Genomic DNA, 15,474 nt, shown 5'->3' with positions numbered 1-15,474 from the left:
CGGATTTCAGGTGCCACCTTCGAGGGCGGGCTTGAGCTTGGGCGCGCCGGGCCCGTCGGCGGCCTGCTCGTCGTCGAGGTTGTGCAGGGAGCAGCTGCGCAGCGACAGGCACCCGCACCCGATGCACGACGTCAGCCGGTCGCGCAGCCGCCGCAACGCGTCGATCCGGGCGTCCAGCTCCACCTGCCAGCTCGCCGACAGCCTGCTCCAGTCGGTCTTGGTCGGCGTGCGGTTCTCCGGCAGGGTCGCCAACGCGTCGTGCACGTCCTCCAGCGACAGTCCGACCCGCTGCGCGGTGCGGATGAACGCCAGCCGCCTCAGCACGTGGCGCGGGTACCGGCGCTGGTTGCCCGCCGTGCGCTCGGAGGTGATCAACCCTCTTTCCTCGTAGAACCTCAGCGCGGTGTGCGGCACCCCGCTGCGTTCGGCCACTTGGCCGATGGTCAACATCTCCGGCAACTTGCTCACGTGCCCATCCTAGGTCTTGACCTCGACCTAAGTCGAAGTTGTTTCGTGGGTTCATGGCAGTCAAGGACAAGCCGGGCTTCGCGGAGATCCCCGCGTTGTTCCGGCGGATGACAGGGGACGAGAAGCACGAGTGGGCGGCGGCGTCCACGCTGGACGTGCTGTGGGTGCTCTACGACCGGGTGCTGGACGTCGCGCCGGACCGGGTGGACGACCCGGACCGCGACCGGTTCCTGCTCTCCAAGGGGCACGGTCCGATGGCGTACTACGCCGTGCTGGCCGCGAAGGGCTACCTCGATCCGTCCACTCTGGACGATTGGACCGCGTGGGACTCGCCGTTGGGTCAGCACCCGGACCGCGTGCTGGTCAACGGTGTCGAGATCAGCAGCGGCTCGCTCGGGCACGGCCTGCCGATCGCCGTCGGCACCGCGCTCGGGCTGCGCGCCCAGGGCCGGGCCGCGCGGACGTTCGTGCTGGTCGGGGACGCGGAGCTGGACGAGGGCAGCAACCACGAGGCGATCGCGCTGGCCGGCCGGCTCGGCCTGGACCGGCTCGTCACCGTCGTGGTGGACAACGCCTCCGGCACGCACGGCTGGCCCGGCGGGGTGGCGAAGCGGTTCGAGGTCGAGGGGTGGCAGACGTCCACTGTGGATGGACGGGACCACGAGGCGCTGCACGGGGCGTTCACGCAGGAGCACCCCGGCCGTCCGCTGGTCGTGGTGGCGGAGATCGGCAAGGGGGAGCGGTGACGACGTCGATGCGCCAGGTGTTCGTGGACACCGTCGAGGACGTGATGCGGCACGACCCGCGGGTCGCGGTCGTGCTGGCGGAGATCTCGCGGGACGCGTTCGCGCCGCACGAGCGGGTGATCAACGTCGGCATCCGCGAGCAGGCCATGGTCGGCGTGGGCGCGGGGCTGGCGCTGAGCGGGCTGCGGCCGGTCGTGCACACCTACGCCCCGTTCCTGGTCGAGCGGCCGTTCGAGCAGATCAAGCTGGACTTCGGCCACCAGGACCTGGGCGGCGTGCTGGTCAGCATCGGCGGCTCCTACGACGACCCGGTGTGGGGCCGCACGCACCAGGCGCCCGGTGACGTGGCGCTGTTCGGCACCCTGCCCGGCTGGACGGTGCGCGTGCCCGGCCACCCGGACGAGGTGGGTCCGATCGTGCGGGACGCGCTGGCGCGCGACGACCGGGTCTACATCCGGCTCTCCCTGCGCGAGAACAGCGCGCCGCACCCGGTGGTCGAGGGGTTCACCGAGGTCCGGCGCGGCGGGCAGGGCGTGGTGGTGGCGGTCGGGCCGATGCTCGACACCGTGCTGGCGGCCACCCGGGACGCGGACGTGACGGTGCTCTACGCGACCACCGTGCGGCCGTTCGACGCGGCCGGGCTGCAGGCGGCGGTGCGCCGGGCCGACCGCGCGGACGTGCTGCTGGTCGAGCCGTACCTGGAGGGCACGTCGGCGCACCTGGCGGCCGAGGCGCTGGCGGACGTGCCGCACCGGCTGCGGTCGCTCGGCGTGCGGCGCGACTCCGAGCTGCGCGCCTACGGCACGGCCGAGGACCACGATTCGGCGCACGACCTCGACGTGCTCGGCGTCGCCGCGGCCGTGCGTCGGATGTTCGGGCACCCGGCCGCTGCGGCATGATCTCTGCCTGTGAGCGCGCCGAGAACCCTGATCTGGACACCCGCGCCGACCGCGGAGCTGCAGCTGAACCTGCACCGCGCCGCCGCGGGGCCCGCGGCACTGGTCCCGGTGGCGTCCGGGACGGTGCTGCTGCCGCGCAGGCAGATCGGGTTCCCGGCGGCGTTCCGGCTGGCCGAGCAGGTCAGGGAGACCGGCGCGGCGGCGCTGCTGCTGCGCTGGTCTCCCACCGCCGAGGTGTGGACCGACGGCGAGCAGGCAGGCTCCACGGGCTCGGCCCGCCGCCTGGTCGGCCTGCTGCGCTGGTGGCGGCTCGACGCCCGACCGCGGCCCGCCGACCTGCCCGCCGACGTCGCCGAGGTGCGCGCGCTGGTGGACGAGGGCCGCGCCGACACGTGGGTGACCGCGCTGCCGGACCGCGCCGGCCTGCCGATCAACACGGTCCTGCCGGTGGTCCCGGTGACGCAGGGCGGGTTGGCCTGACGGGTCGTGGCGGACCGCACGCTCCCGGTGCGCTGCGTGGCGACTACGCTGGATGGGTGCCCAAGGTCGTTGTGCTGGACTACGGATTCGGCAACATCCGCTCCGCCGAGCGCGCCCTCCAGCGCGTCGGCGCCGACGTGGAGGTGTCGTCCGACCACCGGGCCGCGCTCGACGCGGACGGCCTGGTGGTGCCCGGCGTCGGCGCGTTCGCCGCGTGCATGGCCGGGCTGGACGCGATCAAGGGCGGCCGGCTCATCGGGCAGCGGCTCGCCGGTGGGCGTCCCGTGCTCGGCATCTGCGTCGGCATGCAGATCCTGTTCGAACGGGGCATCGAGCACGGCGTGCTCACCGAGGGCTGCGGCGAGTGGCCGGGCACGGTGGAGCGGCTGGAGGCCCCGGTCGTGCCCCACATGGGCTGGAACACCGTCCGCACCCCCGAGGACACCGAGCTGTTCGCCGGCCTCGACCAGGACACCCGGTACTACTTCGTGCACTCCTACGGCGTGCGCAAGTGGGAGCTGCCCGAGTCCGGGCCGCTCCGCGCGCCGCTGGTGACGTGGGCCGAGCACGGCGGCGACGAGTTCGTCGCGGCGGTGGAGAACGGTCCGCTGTGGGCGACCCAGTTCCACCCGGAGAAGTCCGGCGACGCGGGCGCGCACCTGCTGGAGAACTGGCTCAAGAGCTTCAACTAGGCTGAACGCGTGACTTTCACGCTGCTCCCGGCTGTTGACGTGGCCGATGGCCTGGCCGTTCGGCTCGTGCAGGGCGAGGCCGGCACCGAGACCAACTACGGCGACCCGCTGGACGCCGCGCTCGCCTGGCAGCGCGACGGCGCCGAGTGGGTGCACCTGGTCGACCTCGACGCCGCGTTCGGCCGCGGCAGCAACCGCGAGCTGCTGGCCCGCGTGGTCGGCGAGCTGGACGTCCAGGTCGAGCTGTCCGGCGGCATCCGCGACGACGCGTCGCTGGCCGCCGCGCTCGCGACCGGCTGCGCGCGGGTGAACCTGGGCACGGCCGCGCTGGAGGACCCGGTGTGGTGCGCGAAGGTCGTCGCCGAGCACGGCGAGAAGATCGCGGTCGGCCTCGACGTGCGGATCACCGAGCAGGGCCACCGGGTGGCCGCGCGCGGCTGGACGAAGGACGGCGGCGACCTGTGGGAGGTGCTGGAGCGGCTGGACCGCGACGGCTGCGCCCGCTACGTGGTCACCGACGTCGGCAAGGACGGCACGCTCCAGGGCCCGAACGTGGACCTGCTGCGCGAGGTGTGCGCGCGCACCGACGCGCCGGTCATCGCCTCGGGCGGTGTGTCCAGTGTGGACGACCTGGTCGCGCTGGCGGCGCTGTCGCGCGACGGCGTCGAGGGCGCGATCGTGGGCAAGGCGCTCTACGCGGGCGCGTTCACGCTCCCGGAGGCGCTGGCCGCCGTGCGCGGTTGATCGCCTCGTCGATCTCGCGGACGATGTAGGCCTCCGCGGCTTCCTCGGTGACGCCCGTGCGTTCGAGGGCCTTGGCCGCGGCGCCTTCCTTCTCGGCGAGCAGGCCGAGCAGCAGGTGCTCGGTGCCGACGAACGCGTGGCCCCGGCGCAGCGACGCCCGCACGGCCAGCTCCAGCGCCTTCTTGCAGTGCGTGGTGAACGGCTGCGGCTCGGGCCGCTGCCGGACCGCGCCGTCCAGCTCGTGGAGCACCGCCATCCGCGTGGTGCCCTCCGAGGCCTCCAGCTTGGCGATGGTCTTGGCGGCCAGGCCGCCGGACTCGTCGAGCAGGCCGAGCAGGATGTGCTCGGTGCCGATGCGCTCGCTGAACCGGGCGTGGTGGCGGGCCAGCACCACGACCCGCCGGGCCCGGTCGGTGTAGCGGTCGAAGCTCGGCTTCAGGTCCGGCGACTCCTTGGGCACGAACCGCTTCTGCGCGGCCTGCTTGGTGACGCCGAGGCTCTCGCCGATCTCGGCCCAGCTCGCGCCCGCGCGCCGCGCCTCGTCCACGAAGTGCCCGATGAGGTGATCGCCCAGCTCGTCGAGCTGGCCGCTCAGCTCCACGGCGGCGGCCAGTCTGCCCAGCACGTCGGTGTGCTCCGACGCGACGGTGACGATCAGGTCCGTGAGCTGGACCGGGGGAGCTACCACCCGTCAACTGTAGGTTGACGCAGCGCGACGGGTCAACTCCGGGTTGACGCTACGCGGGCGTGATCTCGATGCCGATCGTGCCGTCGCGGCCGCGGCGGATCCGGCTGCCGAGCAGGGTGAGCCTGCCCATCACGCCGTACTTCTTCGCGATGAGGGACCGCACGCGGTCGCTGCCGGGGCCGTCGAGCAGCCGCGCGGTGGCCGGGACCTGCTCGCCGGTCGGCTGACCCCGGAAGTCGCACGGTCCGACGCGCACGTCGCCGCTGCGGCGGATGCGCTTGACCTTGCCCGCGTCGGCGGCGGACCACACGTACAGCGCGCCGTCGGCGCCGGCCGCCCAGACGGGTGTCGGCACGGCGGTGCCGTCCTTGCGGAAGGTGGTCAACAAGAGGTACTTGCCGGCAGCGAGGTCCATGACCGGCAACGTTAGCCGCGAAATGCGGAAGAGCCCCGCTCCCACGAGGGGAACGGGGCTCTTCACGAGCAACGCCAGGTCAGATGACCGTCACGTTCGTCGCCTGGGGGCCCTTGGCGCCCTGGCCGACATCGAAGCTCACCCGCTGGTTCTCTTCCAGGCTGCGGTAGCCGCCGCTCTGGATCTCCGAGTAGTGCACGAACACGTCCGCGCCGCCATCCTCGGGGGAGATGAAGCCGAAGCCCTTCTCCGAGTTGAACCACTTCACGGTGCCCTGCGCCATCTTTGTACTCCTCATACAGCTACCAACGGGGCGAACGCACCCGCTGGGGCCGGTCCAAACGCTGACCCTGAGGAATCACACGCTCAAACAATGTTTCGCGAGCGTGGATGACACGAACACAAAACTTGCGACCTCCACAAGTGAACCACACTTTTCCCGCCGCGTCGCCCACCAGCGGCCGTGAATCCCACGTTCAGGTGTCGTGCGTCCCACGTTTGGGACCCGCGTGTCCCGCGTCCGGGTCGCGCGTGTCCTGCGTCCGGAACACCCGAGTCGAGCGCTCCGGCACCGGAAGTCGGCCGCTCAGGGCGTCCACGTAGGCTTTTGGCCATGTCAGTCGCGGTGCGCGTGATCCCCTGCCTGGACGTCGACCGGGGCAGGGTCGTGAAGGGTGTGAACTTCACCAACCTCGTCGACGCGGGCGACCCGGTCGAGCTGGCGCGGGCCTACGACGCGGAGGGCGCGGACGAGCTGACGTTCCTCGACGTGACGGCGTCCTCCAGCGACCGCGAGACCACCTTCGACGTGGTCCGCCGCACGGCGGAGCAGGTGTTCATCCCGCTCACGGTGGGCGGCGGCGTGCGCGCCGCGGACGACGTGGACAAGCTGCTGCGGGCGGGCGCGGACAAGGTGAGCGTGAACACGGCCGCGATCGCCCGGCCCGAGCTGCTCGGCGAGCTCTCCCGCCGGTTCGGCGCCCAGTGCATCGTGCTGTCGGTGGACGCGCGGCGCGTGCCCGAGGGCGAGCCGCCGACCCCGTCCGGGTTCGAGGTCACCACGCACGGCGGCCGCAAGGGCACCGGCATCGACGCGGTCGAGTGGGCCGCGCGGGGCCAGGAGCTGGGCGTCGGCGAGATCCTGCTGAACTCGATGGACGCCGACGGCACCAAGGCCGGGTTCGACCTGGAGCTGATCCGGCTCACCCGCGCGGTGGTCGACGTGCCGTTGATCGCCAGCGGCGGCGCGGGCGCGGTGGAGCACTTCCCGCCGGCCGTGGCCGAGGGCGCGGACGCGGTGCTCGCGGCCAGCGTGTTCCACTTCGGCACGCTGCGCATCGGCGACGTGAAGCAGAGCCTGCGCGACGCGGGCGTGGTGGTGCGCTGATGCCGAACCCGCGCAACGCGCCCGTCGAGGTGTTCCTCGCGACCCTGATCGGCGCGGCCGGCGGCCTGGCGTTCGTGCTCATGGGCCTGGTCCAGTGGCAGGTCGAGAACGACTCGAGCTGGGTCAGGTTCCCGGTGATCGTCGCCGTGCTGGAGCTGCTCGCGGTCGGCGGCCTGGTGGCGGGCCTGCGCCCGGCCCGGCTGACGGCGGCGCTCGTCTTCGGCCTGGTCGCGCTGATCCACCTGCTCGCGGTGCTCAACCAGGGGCCGGTGTGGCTCCGCGTGCTCTCCGGCCTGCTGTCCGCGGCCCACGTCTTCGGCGTGGTCATGCTCAACACCAAGCCCGCCCGGATCCACTTCTTCGGAGGACAGCGTTGACCAGCGCGCTCGACCCGTCCATCGCCTCACGGCTCAAGCGCACCGCCGACGGCCTGGTGTGCGCCGTGGCGCAGCGGCGCGGCACCGGGGAGGTGCTGATGGTGGCGTGGATGGACGACGAGGCCCTGCACCGCACGCTCACCACCCGCCGCGCCACGTACTACTCGCGCAGCCGGCAGCAGCTGTGGGTGAAGGGCGAGACGTCCGGGCACGCGCAGCACGTGCACGAGGTGCGGCTGGACTGCGACGGCGACACGGTGCTGCTGGTCGTGGACCAGGTCGGCGCCGCCTGCCACACCGGTGACGCGACGTGCTTCGACGCCACCGTGCTGCTCGGCCCCGAGGGCTGACCGCTCAGCCGATGTCCCCGGTCAGGTAGCGCTGGAGGTTGGGCGCGATGGCCTTGACCATCGTCTCCACGTCCGCCGAGGCGATCGGCTCGAACCTGAGCACGTACCGCACCATGCCCATGCCGAAGATCTGGCTGGCCACCAGCGTCGCGCGCAGCTCGCCGTCCGGCACGTCGAGGTGCGCGACGACCCGCTTGAGCAGGGTGCCCACGAAGAAGGCGCGCAGCACGTCGGCCACCTGGTCGTGCGACGTCACGCTGCGCACCATCGCGGCGAACTGGCCGCCGCCGATGGGGTCCCAGATGCCGAGGAAGTTGCGCACGATCCGCTCGCCGATCTCCTCGTCCGGGCCGTCGAGGATGCGGTCGACCAGCGCGTGGATGTCGACCGGCACCTGGAGCACGGCCTTGGCGAACAGGGCTTCCTTGCCGCCGAACCAGTGGTTGACCATGGCCGCGTCCACACCGGCCCGCGCCGCGATGGACCGGACGGTGGCGCCCTCGTAGCCGCGTTCGACGAAGATCTCGCGCGCGGCGGCCAGCAGCGCGGCCTTGGTGTCCTCGCCGCCCGCCCGTCGACCGCGGCGCTTGGGTTCGGTTTGGTTCGAGCCGGTGTTCACGCCATCATCATGCGGTAAGCCCCACCGTTTTTCAACGTGCGTTGAAATAGGGCCCGGCCGAACATCCGTATAGGCGCAACCGGCACAATGTCGCCCATGGTGAGCGTCATCGGTGCAGGTGCGGGTCTGGGCGAGGTCAGCCCGACGCGCGAGGAGTTCCGCGAGCTCGCCGCCCAGCGGCGGGTCATCCCGGTGGTGCGGCGGCTGCTGGCGGACGCGGAGACGCCCGTCGGGCTGTACCGCAAGCTCGCGGCGGACCGACCGGGCACGTTCCTGTTCGAGTCGGCCGAGAACGGCCGCTCCTGGTCGCGCTGGTCGTTCGTCGGCGCGCGCAGCGCGGGGGCGTTGACCGCGACCGGCGGCGAGGCGTTCTGGCTCGGGCCGCACCCCGTCGGCCTGCCTGAGGGCGGCGACCCGCTGGTGGCGCTGCGCGAGACCATCGAGGTGCTGCGCACCGACCCGCTGCCCGGCCTGCCGCCGCTGACCGGCGGGATGGTCGGCTACATCGGCTACGACGCCGTGCGGCGGCTGGAGCGGCTGCCGTCGCTGGCCGAGGACGACCTGAAGGTGCCGGAGCTGGTGATGCTGCTGGCCACCGACCTGGCCGCGCTGGACCACCACGAGGGCACCGTCACGCTCATCGCCAACGCCATCAACTGGGACGACTCGCCGGAACGCGTCGACGCGGCCTACGACGACGCGGTGGCCAGGCTCGACGCGATGACCCAGGACCTGCAGAGCCCCGCGCCGCCCACCGCCGCGGTGTTCGCCCGGCCCAAGCCGGAGTTCGTGCGCCGCCGCTCCCAGCAGGAGCACTACGCGGTCGTGGAGAAGGCCAAGGAGGCCATCCGGGCCGGTGAGGCGTTCCAGGTCGTGCTGTCGCAGCGGTTCGAGATGCGCACCACCGCCGACCCTCTCGACATCTACCGCGTGCTGCGCACGTCCAACCCGAGCCCATACATGTACCTGCTGCGGCTGGACGACTTCGACATCGTCGGGTGCAGCCCGGAGTCGTTGGTGACGGTGCGCGACGGCAAGGCCACCACTCACCCGATCGCGGGCACCCGGTGGAGGGGCGTCGACGACGAGGAAGACGCCCTGCTGGAGAAGGACCTGCTGGCCGACCACAAGGAACGCGCCGAGCACCTGATGCTGGTCGACCTGGGCCGCAACGACCTGGGCCGGGTGTGCAAGCCCGGCTCGGTGACCGTGGTCGACTTCTTCAAGGTCGAGCGGTACAGCCACGTCATGCACATCGTGTCCACGGTGACCGGCGAGCTCGCGGAGGGCCGGACGGCGTTCGACGCGGTCGCGGCGTGCTTCCCGGCGGGCACCCTGTCCGGCGCGCCCAAGCCGCGCGCGATGGAGCTGATCGAGGAGCTGGAACCCACCCGCCGCGGCCTGTACGGCGGTGTCGTCGGCTACCTGGACTTCGCCGGCGACGCGGACACCGCCATCGCCATCCGCACCGCCCTGGTGCGCGACGGCGTGGCGTACGTGCAAGCGGGCGGCGGCATCGTGGCCGACTCGGACCCGGTCGCCGAGGACAACGAGTGCCTGAACAAGGCAGGCGCCGTGCTCTCGGCGATCGCGACCGCGCAGACCATGGCCCCGGCGGTGGACCCGGCCCGTGTCTGAGCGGTCCGCGGCCCGGCGTCCACTGTGGATCGTGGTGGCGCTCCTGCTGCTCGCCGCGGTGGCGTTGTGGGGCGCCTCCGCCCTGTCCTGGGACGCTTCGGCGGACCGAAGGGGCGGCGACGTCGTGCCCGCGCTGACCCCGTTGGCGCTGCTGTGCCTGGCCGCGATCGCCGCCGTGGTGGCGTTGAGCGGCTGGGTGCGGCGGGTGCTCGGCGTCGTGGTGCTGCTGGCGGGCGCGGCGGCGGCGTTCCAAGGAGTGGACGCCGAGGGGCCGGTGACCGGTCGCGGTCTCGTGCTGCTCGGCGCGGCGCTCGCGGTCGCGGCGGGCGTGCTGCTCGTCGTGCGCGGTTCGGCCATGCCCCGCTTGGGCGGCGGCTACCAGACGCCCGGCGCGGCCAAGCGGACCACCGACCCCGAGCGGGAGCTGTGGAACGCGCTGGAGCGCGGCGACGATCCCACGGACCGGGACTGACCTCGTGCTGACGACCGGCTGACGCGCCGGCTCCGCACGTTTGCGCACGTCGGCTCGCAAGGGCCCTGGTCAACTGCGCGAACGGGCCTACCCCGGTGGCCGGACGGGGTTCGCTGCGGGGTTAGCATCCTCGTGGCGGGAAGGGGAGCATGACGTGCGGGAGCTTGCGACTGAACCGGAAGGTCTGACGGAGTCGAGCGAGGTGCGCGGATGACCGTGCTCGAGTCGATCATCGAAGGCGTCCGCGAGGACCTCGCCGAGCGCGAGGCGGCACTGCCCTTCGACGTGCTCAGGGAGAAGGCGGCGAAGGTGCCGCCGCCGCAGGACGTGATGTCGATCCTGCGCGGACCGGGCGTCGGCGTGATCGCCGAGGTCAAGCGGCGCAGCCCGTCCAAGGGGCAGCTGGCCGACATCCCGGAGCCCGCGGAACTCGCCGCGCAGTACGAGCTCGGCGGCGCGCGGGCGATCAGCGTGCTGACCGAGGGCCGCCGGTTCGGCGGGTCGCTGGCGGACTTCGACGCGGTGCGCGCGGCGGTGGGCGTCCCCCTGTTGCGCAAGGACTTCATCGTCAGCCCGTACCAGGTGCACGAGGCGCGCCTGCACGGCGCGGACCTGGTGCTGCTGATCGTGGCGGCGTTGGAGCAGAACGCGCTGGTGTCGCTGCTCGACCGGGTGGAGTCGCTCGGCATGACGGCCCTGGTCGAGGTGCACACGGCCGAGGAGGCCGACCGCGCGCTGGAGGCGGGTGCGAGCGTCATCGGCGTGAACGCGCGCAACCTGCACACCCTGGAAGTGGACAAGGACGTGTTCGGGCGGATCGCGCCCGGCCTGCCCTTCGACACCATCAAGATCGCCGAGTCCGGCGTCACCGGACCGGGCGACCTGATGGCGTACGCGGGCGCGGGCGCCGACGCGGTGCTGGTCGGCGAGAGCCTGGTGACGAGCGGCGACCCCAAGGTCGCGGTGAACAAGCTGGTGACGGCGGGGTCGCACCCCGCCTGTCCCCGGCCGAGCCGGTAAGACCCGTAGGAGGAGAGCGCATGGCGCGCGGCCAGTTGGCTCCGACACCCCACGACCCGGATGAGCGGGGCCACTTCGGGCCGTGGGGCGGCCGGTTCATGCCGGAAGCGCTCATCGCCGCGGTGGACGAGCTCGCCGCCTTCTACGAGAAGGCGCGGGTCGACCCCGAGTTCCTCGACGAGTTCGCGCGCCTGCTGCGCGACTTCGCCGGACGGCCGTCGCTGCTCACGGAGGCGCCGAAGTTCGCCGCCCACGCGGGCGGCGCGCGGATCTTCCTCAAGCGCGAGGACCTCAACCACACCGGCTCGCACAAGATCAACAACGTGCTGGGCCAGGCGCTGCTGACCAAGCGGATGGGCAAGAAGCGGGTCATCGCCGAGACCGGCGCCGGCCAGCACGGCGTGGCCACGGCCACCGCCTGCGCCCTGATGGGCCTGGACTGCGTCGTCTACATGGGCGAGGTCGACACCGAGCGGCAGGCGCTCAACGTGGCCCGGATGCGGCTGCTCGGCGCGAAGGTCGTCCCGGTGAAGACCGGCTCGCGCACGTTGAAGGACGCCATCAACGAGGCGCTGCGCGACTGGGTCGCCAACGTCGACGACACGCACTACCTGCTCGGCACGGCCGCCGGGCCGCACCCGTTCCCGGTGCTCGTGCGCGACTTCCACCGGATCATCGGCATCGAGGCGCGCGAGCAGATCCTGGACAAGGCGGGCCGGCTGCCCGACGTGGTGGCCGCGTGCGTCGGCGGCGGGTCCAACGCCATCGGCATCTTCCACGGCTTCATCGACGACCCGTCCGTGCGGCTGGTCGGCCTGGAGCCCGGCGGCGACGGCATCGAGACCGCCCGGCACGGCGCGACGTTGACCGCGGGCACGCCCGGGTCGCTGCACGGGGCCATGTCGTACGTGCTGCAGGACGAAGACGGGCAGATCGCCGAGGCGCACTCCATCTCGGCCGGTCTGGACTACCCCGGCGTCGGCCCCGAGCACGCGTTCCTGAAGGACAGCGGGCGGGCCGAGTACCGGCCGGTGACCGACGCCCAGGCGATGGAGGCGTTCGCGCTGCTGTCGCGGGAGGAGGGCATCATCCCGGCGGTCGAGTCGGCGCACGCCCTGGCCGGCGCGCTGGTGCTCGGCCGCGAGCTGGGGCCGGACGGGCTGATCCTGGTCAACCTGTCCGGGCGCGGCGACAAGGACATGGACACCGCGATCAAGTGGTTCGGGCTGGGGGTGGAGTCGTGAGCAGGCTTGATCCGGTTTTCTCGGCTTGTCGGGCGGAGTCGCGGGCGGCCCTGATCGGGTACCTGCCCGCCGGGTACCCCACGCTCGAGGGCTCGAAGGACGTGCTGCGGACGATGGTGTCGTCCGGGTGCGACCTGGTGGAGGTCGGTCTGCCGTTCTCCGACCCCGTGATGGACGGCGTCACCATCCAGCGCGCGGCCGAGCAGGCGTTGCGCGGCGGGTTCCGGGTGCGTGACCTGTTCGGCGTGGTCGAGTCGGTGGCGGCGGCCGGTGGGCGTGCGGTCGTGATGACGTACTGGAACCCGGTGCTGGCCTACGGGGTGGACCGGTTCGCCCGCGACCTGGCGTCGGCCGGCGGGCTCGGCGTCATCACGCCCGACCTCGTGCCGGACGAGGGCGCTTCGTGGATCGAGGCGACGGACGCCCACGACCTGGACCGGATCTTCCTGGTGGCGCCGTCGTCCACGGAGGAGCGGATCTCGCTGACGGCGCGGTCGTCGCGCGGGTTCTTGTACGCGACGTCCGTGATGGGCGTGACGGGTGCGCGCGACGTGGTGTCGTCGGCGGCTCCGGCGCTGGTCAAGCGGGTGCGTGAGCACACGGACATGCCGATCGGGGTCGGGTTGGGCGTGCGCAACGGCGCTCAGGCGGCGGAGCTGGCGGCGTTCGCGGACGGGGTCATCGTGGGCTCGGCGTTCGTGTCGGCCGTGCAGGACGACACCGTGGCGGCGTTGACCGAGGAGTTGGCCGGCGGGGTGCGCCAAGCGGCAGCGGCCGTCTAGCACGCACGTTCGAGTGAACTAGTCCATTCGGCGTCTTTTGGGCGTCGGAATTGTCGGTGCGCGTCGGCATCCTGGGCTCGTGATCAAGCTCATCCACAACCCGACGTGCGACACTGGCGTGCGTCGGGTTGGCACCGGAGGTGATGTCGCATGGCTCTGCCGGCGGACTACGGATCGACACTCGCCGACTACGAGTACTCCCACCCACTGCTGGCACACGACGGACCCTGGACGCTGAACGAAGTCATGGCGCTCCCGGAGGACTCGTCGCAGCGGGTCGAACTCGTCGACGGGTCGCTGATCATGAGCCCGATCGGCAACCTCCGCCACCAGCGCTTGCTCTTCCGCATCGCCACGGCTTTCGACGCTGCCTGCCCGCCGGGCTTGGAGGCACTCCCAGGACTCAACCTCGAGATTTCCGGCACTCGGATGCTCATTCCGGACTTCACCGTCAACGTGGCAGGTGAAGAGGGCTTGCTTCTCCCGGCGGCGCACCTGGTAGTGGCAGGGGAGGTGCTGTCACCCAGTAACCGGGTCAACGACCTGGTGCTGAAGCGGAAGCTCTACGCCGATGCCGGTATTCCGTTCTACCTGGTCGTGGATCCGGAAGGCGGCGACGTCACCGCGACGATGTTCGAGTTGCGGGCAGGGGAGTACGTGGAGGCGGCGCGCAGCGAGGGCGGCGTGCTGAAGCTCGAACGACCCTTCCCGGTAACAATCGAGCTGTCGCCGTAGGACGGATGGCCGCACCCACTACGGTGGTGGCCGTGGTGACGACTTACCTCGCGACGATCCCCAGCCCCGACCAGGGCGTGTGGCAACTGGGACCGATCCCGATCCGCGCCTACGCGCTGTGCATCATCCTCGGCATCATCCTGGCCATCTGGTGGGGTGAGCGCCGCTGGGTGGCACGCGGCGGCCTGAAGGGCGAGGTCACCGACATCGCGGTCTTCGCGGTGCCGTTCGGCCTGATCGGCGGTCGGCTCTACCACGTGGCGACGGACAACGACAAGTACTTCGGGGAGGGCCGCAACCCGCTCGAAGCCCTGGCCATCTGGAACGGCGGCCTCGGCATCTGGGGCGCCATCGCGCTCGGCGGCGTCGGCGCGTGGATCGCGTGCCGCCGCAAGGGCATCCCGCTGCCCGCGATGGCGGACGCGCTCGCGCCCGGCATCCTCGCCGCGCAGGCCGTCGGCCGCCTCGGCAACTACTTCAACCAGGAGCTCTACGGCGGTCCCACCACGCTGCCGTGGGGTCTGGAGATCTACCGGCGGGAAGACCCGGCGACCGGCTTCGAGGACGACCTCGGCGGCGTGGCGGTGGACAACACGCCGATCGAGATCGTGCACCCGACGTTCCTCTACGAGATGCTGTGGAGCCTCGGCGTCGTGCTGATCATCGTGTGGGCGGACCGGAAGTTCCGGCTCGGCCACGGCCGGGTGTTCGCGCTGTACGTCGCGGGCTACACGGCCGGCCGGTTCTGGATCGAGCAGATGCGTACCGACCCCGCCACCCAGGTGTTCGGGCTGCGGATCAACGTCATCACCTCGGTCGTGGTGTTCCTCGGCGCGGTCGTCTACTTCGTGCTCGCCGGGAAGAAGGGCGACCGCGAGGTCATCGTGCGCGAGGAGCCCGCCGCCGCCGAACCGCCCGAGTCCGGCTACGCGAGCACGGACGAGGACAAGCCGGCGGCGGACGCCGAGGAGACGACGGTCCCCGACACGAAGGCCGCGTCCGACAAGCCCGCGGACACCGGCGACAAGCCGGAGCAGTAGGCCGCCGTGCGCATCCTCGTCGTCGAAGATGACGACCGGGTGGCGCGAGGACTGCTCACGGCGCTGCGGCACGCGGGCTACGAGGTGCACCGGGTGGGCACGGCCGCCGCGGCGCTCACCGCGCCACCGGCGGACGTCGTGCTGCTCGACCTCGGCCTGCCCGACGGCGACGGCCTCGACGTGCTGCGCGAACTCCGCCACCGCACCGGCACCGCGATCATCACCGTCACCGCGCGCGGCGAGGAGCGGGAACGGGTGCTCGGCCTGCGGCTGGGCGCGGACGACTACGTGGTGAAGCCGTTCGGCACCGCCGAGCTGCTGGCCCGCATCGAAGCCGTCCTCCGCCGCACCCGCGCGGCCCGTGCCGCCGCCCGCGAGCACGAGATCACGCTGGGCCCGCTCACCCTGGACCCGGCCGGCCGCGAGGCCAGGATCAACGGCGAACCGGTGCCGCTGACCCGCAAGGAGTTCGACCTGCTCGCCCTGCTCGTCGGCCGCGCGGGCACCGTCGTCAGCCGCGACCTGATCGTGGACCAGGTGTGGCAGGCGCACTGGGAGGCGCCGTCACGCACGCTGGACACACACATCGCCGCCCTGCGCGGCAAGCTCGGCGACGCGTTGCGCATCGAGACGATCCGCGGTGTGGGCTACCGGGTGGCAGCCCACACCTGACCGGTG

21 protein-coding genes are annotated in these 15,474 nt (G+C 72.1%); 16 read left to right on the top strand and 5 right to left on the bottom strand.

The window, feature by feature from the left end; all coding sequences use genetic code 11:
• Positions 1 to 6 precede the first annotated feature (6 nt).
• Positions 7 to 450, bottom strand: coding sequence for a redox-sensitive transcriptional activator SoxR (gene soxR, locus AB0I91_RS06150; protein WP_498784419.1), 444 nt, complete (start codon positions 448 to 450; stop codon positions 7 to 9).
• Between the two features lie 71 nt (positions 451 to 521).
• Here soxR and AB0I91_RS06145 point away from each other — a divergent pair, with 71 nt between their 5' ends.
• The 5 genes from AB0I91_RS06145 to priA are packed head-to-tail and all read left to right on the top strand — an operon-like array spanning position 522 to position 4,029.
• Positions 522 to 1,214 carry a thiamine pyrophosphate-binding protein gene (locus tag AB0I91_RS06145; protein ID WP_498784403.1) on the top strand — a complete coding sequence of 231 codons (693 nt, stop codon included), beginning with the start codon at positions 522 to 524 and terminating at the stop codon, positions 1,212 to 1,214.
• 8 nt (positions 1,215 to 1,222) lie between these two features.
• Positions 1,223 to 2,113 (top strand): transketolase family protein, encoded by an 891-nt coding sequence (locus AB0I91_RS06140; protein WP_499607639.1) that lies wholly within the window; start codon positions 1,223 to 1,225, stop codon positions 2,111 to 2,113.
• Between the two features lie 9 nt (positions 2,114 to 2,122).
• Positions 2,123 to 2,593: a hypothetical protein gene (locus AB0I91_RS06135; protein WP_499607401.1), complete on the top strand. Its 471-nt coding sequence runs from the start codon at positions 2,123 to 2,125 to the stop codon at positions 2,591 to 2,593.
• 56 nt (positions 2,594 to 2,649) lie between these two features.
• Positions 2,650 to 3,285, top strand: coding sequence for an imidazole glycerol phosphate synthase subunit HisH (hisH, locus tag AB0I91_RS06130; RefSeq protein ID WP_498784399.1), 636 nt, complete (start codon positions 2,650 to 2,652; stop codon positions 3,283 to 3,285).
• Between the two features lie 9 nt (positions 3,286 to 3,294).
• Positions 3,295 to 4,029: a bifunctional 1-(5-phosphoribosyl)-5-((5-phosphoribosylamino)methylideneamino)imidazole-4-carboxamide isomerase/phosphoribosylanthranilate isomerase PriA gene (priA, locus tag AB0I91_RS06125; protein ID WP_498784398.1), complete on the top strand. Its 735-nt coding sequence runs from the start codon at positions 3,295 to 3,297 to the stop codon at positions 4,027 to 4,029.
• Here the strand turns inward: priA and AB0I91_RS06120 are convergent.
• The 3 genes from AB0I91_RS06120 to AB0I91_RS06110 all read right to left on the bottom strand — a co-directional run bounded on the left by AB0I91_RS06120 (position 3,992) and on the right by AB0I91_RS06110 (position 5,415).
• Positions 3,992 to 4,717 carry a Clp protease N-terminal domain-containing protein gene (locus tag AB0I91_RS06120; protein WP_499635545.1) on the bottom strand — a complete coding sequence of 242 codons (726 nt, stop codon included), beginning with the start codon at positions 4,715 to 4,717 and terminating at the stop codon, positions 3,992 to 3,994. The genes priA and AB0I91_RS06120 overlap by 38 nt on opposite strands.
• A 49-nt stretch (positions 4,718 to 4,766) precedes the next feature.
• Positions 4,767 to 5,132 (bottom strand): PPOX class F420-dependent oxidoreductase, encoded by a 366-nt coding sequence (locus AB0I91_RS06115; protein WP_498784396.1) that lies wholly within the window; start codon positions 5,130 to 5,132, stop codon positions 4,767 to 4,769.
• A 79-nt stretch (positions 5,133 to 5,211) separates the two neighbouring features.
• A complete protein-coding gene (locus AB0I91_RS06110; protein ID WP_033437808.1) occupies positions 5,212 to 5,415 on the bottom strand; it encodes a cold-shock protein in 204 nt (67 codons plus the stop codon).
• Positions 5,416 to 5,745: 330 nt separating this feature from the next.
• Here AB0I91_RS06110 and hisF point away from each other — a divergent pair, with 330 nt between their 5' ends.
• Genes hisF through hisI form a run of 3 tightly spaced genes read left to right on the top strand, consistent with a single transcriptional unit; the run spans position 5,746 to position 7,246 of the window.
• Positions 5,746 to 6,519: an imidazole glycerol phosphate synthase subunit HisF gene (gene hisF, locus AB0I91_RS06105; protein WP_498784395.1), complete on the top strand. Its 774-nt coding sequence runs from the start codon at positions 5,746 to 5,748 to the stop codon at positions 6,517 to 6,519.
• On the top strand, positions 6,519 to 6,896 hold the full coding sequence (locus AB0I91_RS06100; protein ID WP_498784394.1) for a hypothetical protein: 378 nt from the start codon (positions 6,519 to 6,521) through the stop codon (positions 6,894 to 6,896). The genes hisF and AB0I91_RS06100 overlap by 1 nt, the downstream gene beginning before the upstream one ends.
• On the top strand, positions 6,893 to 7,246 hold the full coding sequence (hisI, locus tag AB0I91_RS06095; protein WP_498784393.1) for a phosphoribosyl-AMP cyclohydrolase: 354 nt from the start codon (positions 6,893 to 6,895) through the stop codon (positions 7,244 to 7,246). The genes AB0I91_RS06100 and hisI overlap by 4 nt, the downstream gene beginning before the upstream one ends.
• Before the next feature lie 4 nt (positions 7,247 to 7,250).
• Here hisI and AB0I91_RS06090 read toward each other — a convergent pair whose 3' ends face one another.
• A complete protein-coding gene (locus AB0I91_RS06090) occupies positions 7,251 to 7,865 on the bottom strand; it encodes a TetR/AcrR family transcriptional regulator (protein ID WP_498784392.1) in 615 nt (204 codons plus the stop codon).
• A 96-nt stretch (positions 7,866 to 7,961) separates the two neighbouring features.
• On the opposite strand from AB0I91_RS06090, the gene AB0I91_RS06085 reads away from it, so the two are divergent.
• The 8 genes from AB0I91_RS06085 (at position 7,962) to AB0I91_RS06050 (ending at position 15,468) form a co-directional block, all read left to right on the top strand.
• Complete coding sequence (locus AB0I91_RS06085; RefSeq protein WP_498784391.1) at positions 7,962 to 9,503, top strand: anthranilate synthase component I; 1,542 nt, start codon at positions 7,962 to 7,964, stop codon at positions 9,501 to 9,503.
• Entirely contained in the window at positions 9,496 to 9,975 is a 480-nt protein-coding gene (locus tag AB0I91_RS06080) for a Trp biosynthesis-associated membrane protein (RefSeq protein WP_499607411.1), read from the top strand. The genes AB0I91_RS06085 and AB0I91_RS06080 overlap by 8 nt, the downstream gene beginning before the upstream one ends.
• Before the next feature lie 210 nt (positions 9,976 to 10,185).
• Entirely contained in the window at positions 10,186 to 10,995 is an 810-nt protein-coding gene (gene trpC, locus AB0I91_RS06075; protein WP_499635542.1) for an indole-3-glycerol phosphate synthase TrpC, read from the top strand.
• A gap of 20 nt (positions 10,996 to 11,015) precedes the next feature.
• Entirely contained in the window at positions 11,016 to 12,239 is a 1,224-nt protein-coding gene (trpB, locus tag AB0I91_RS06070) for a tryptophan synthase subunit beta (protein WP_498784388.1), read from the top strand.
• Positions 12,236 to 13,021 carry a tryptophan synthase subunit alpha gene (trpA, locus tag AB0I91_RS06065; RefSeq protein ID WP_499607415.1) on the top strand — a complete coding sequence of 262 codons (786 nt, stop codon included), beginning with the start codon at positions 12,236 to 12,238 and terminating at the stop codon, positions 13,019 to 13,021. The genes trpB and trpA overlap by 4 nt, the downstream gene beginning before the upstream one ends.
• Positions 13,022 to 13,171: 150 nt before the next feature.
• Positions 13,172 to 13,756, top strand: coding sequence for a Uma2 family endonuclease (locus tag AB0I91_RS06060; RefSeq protein WP_499635539.1), 585 nt, complete (start codon positions 13,172 to 13,174; stop codon positions 13,754 to 13,756).
• A gap of 5 nt (positions 13,757 to 13,761) precedes the next feature.
• A complete protein-coding gene (lgt, locus tag AB0I91_RS06055; protein WP_498784384.1) occupies positions 13,762 to 14,796 on the top strand; it encodes a prolipoprotein diacylglyceryl transferase in 1,035 nt (344 codons plus the stop codon).
• A 6-nt stretch (positions 14,797 to 14,802) separates the two neighbouring features.
• Complete coding sequence (locus tag AB0I91_RS06050; RefSeq protein ID WP_498784382.1) at positions 14,803 to 15,468, top strand: response regulator transcription factor; 666 nt, start codon at positions 14,803 to 14,805, stop codon at positions 15,466 to 15,468.
• Positions 15,469 to 15,474 lie beyond the last annotated feature (6 nt).

The sequence above is a fragment of the Actinosynnema sp. NPDC049800 genome, assembly GCF_040656635.1.
Lineage (GTDB): Bacteria > Actinomycetota > Actinomycetes > Mycobacteriales > Pseudonocardiaceae > Actinosynnema.
Note: the sequence above shows the minus strand (reverse complement) of the source record. Positions and strands in the feature narration are given on the sequence as shown.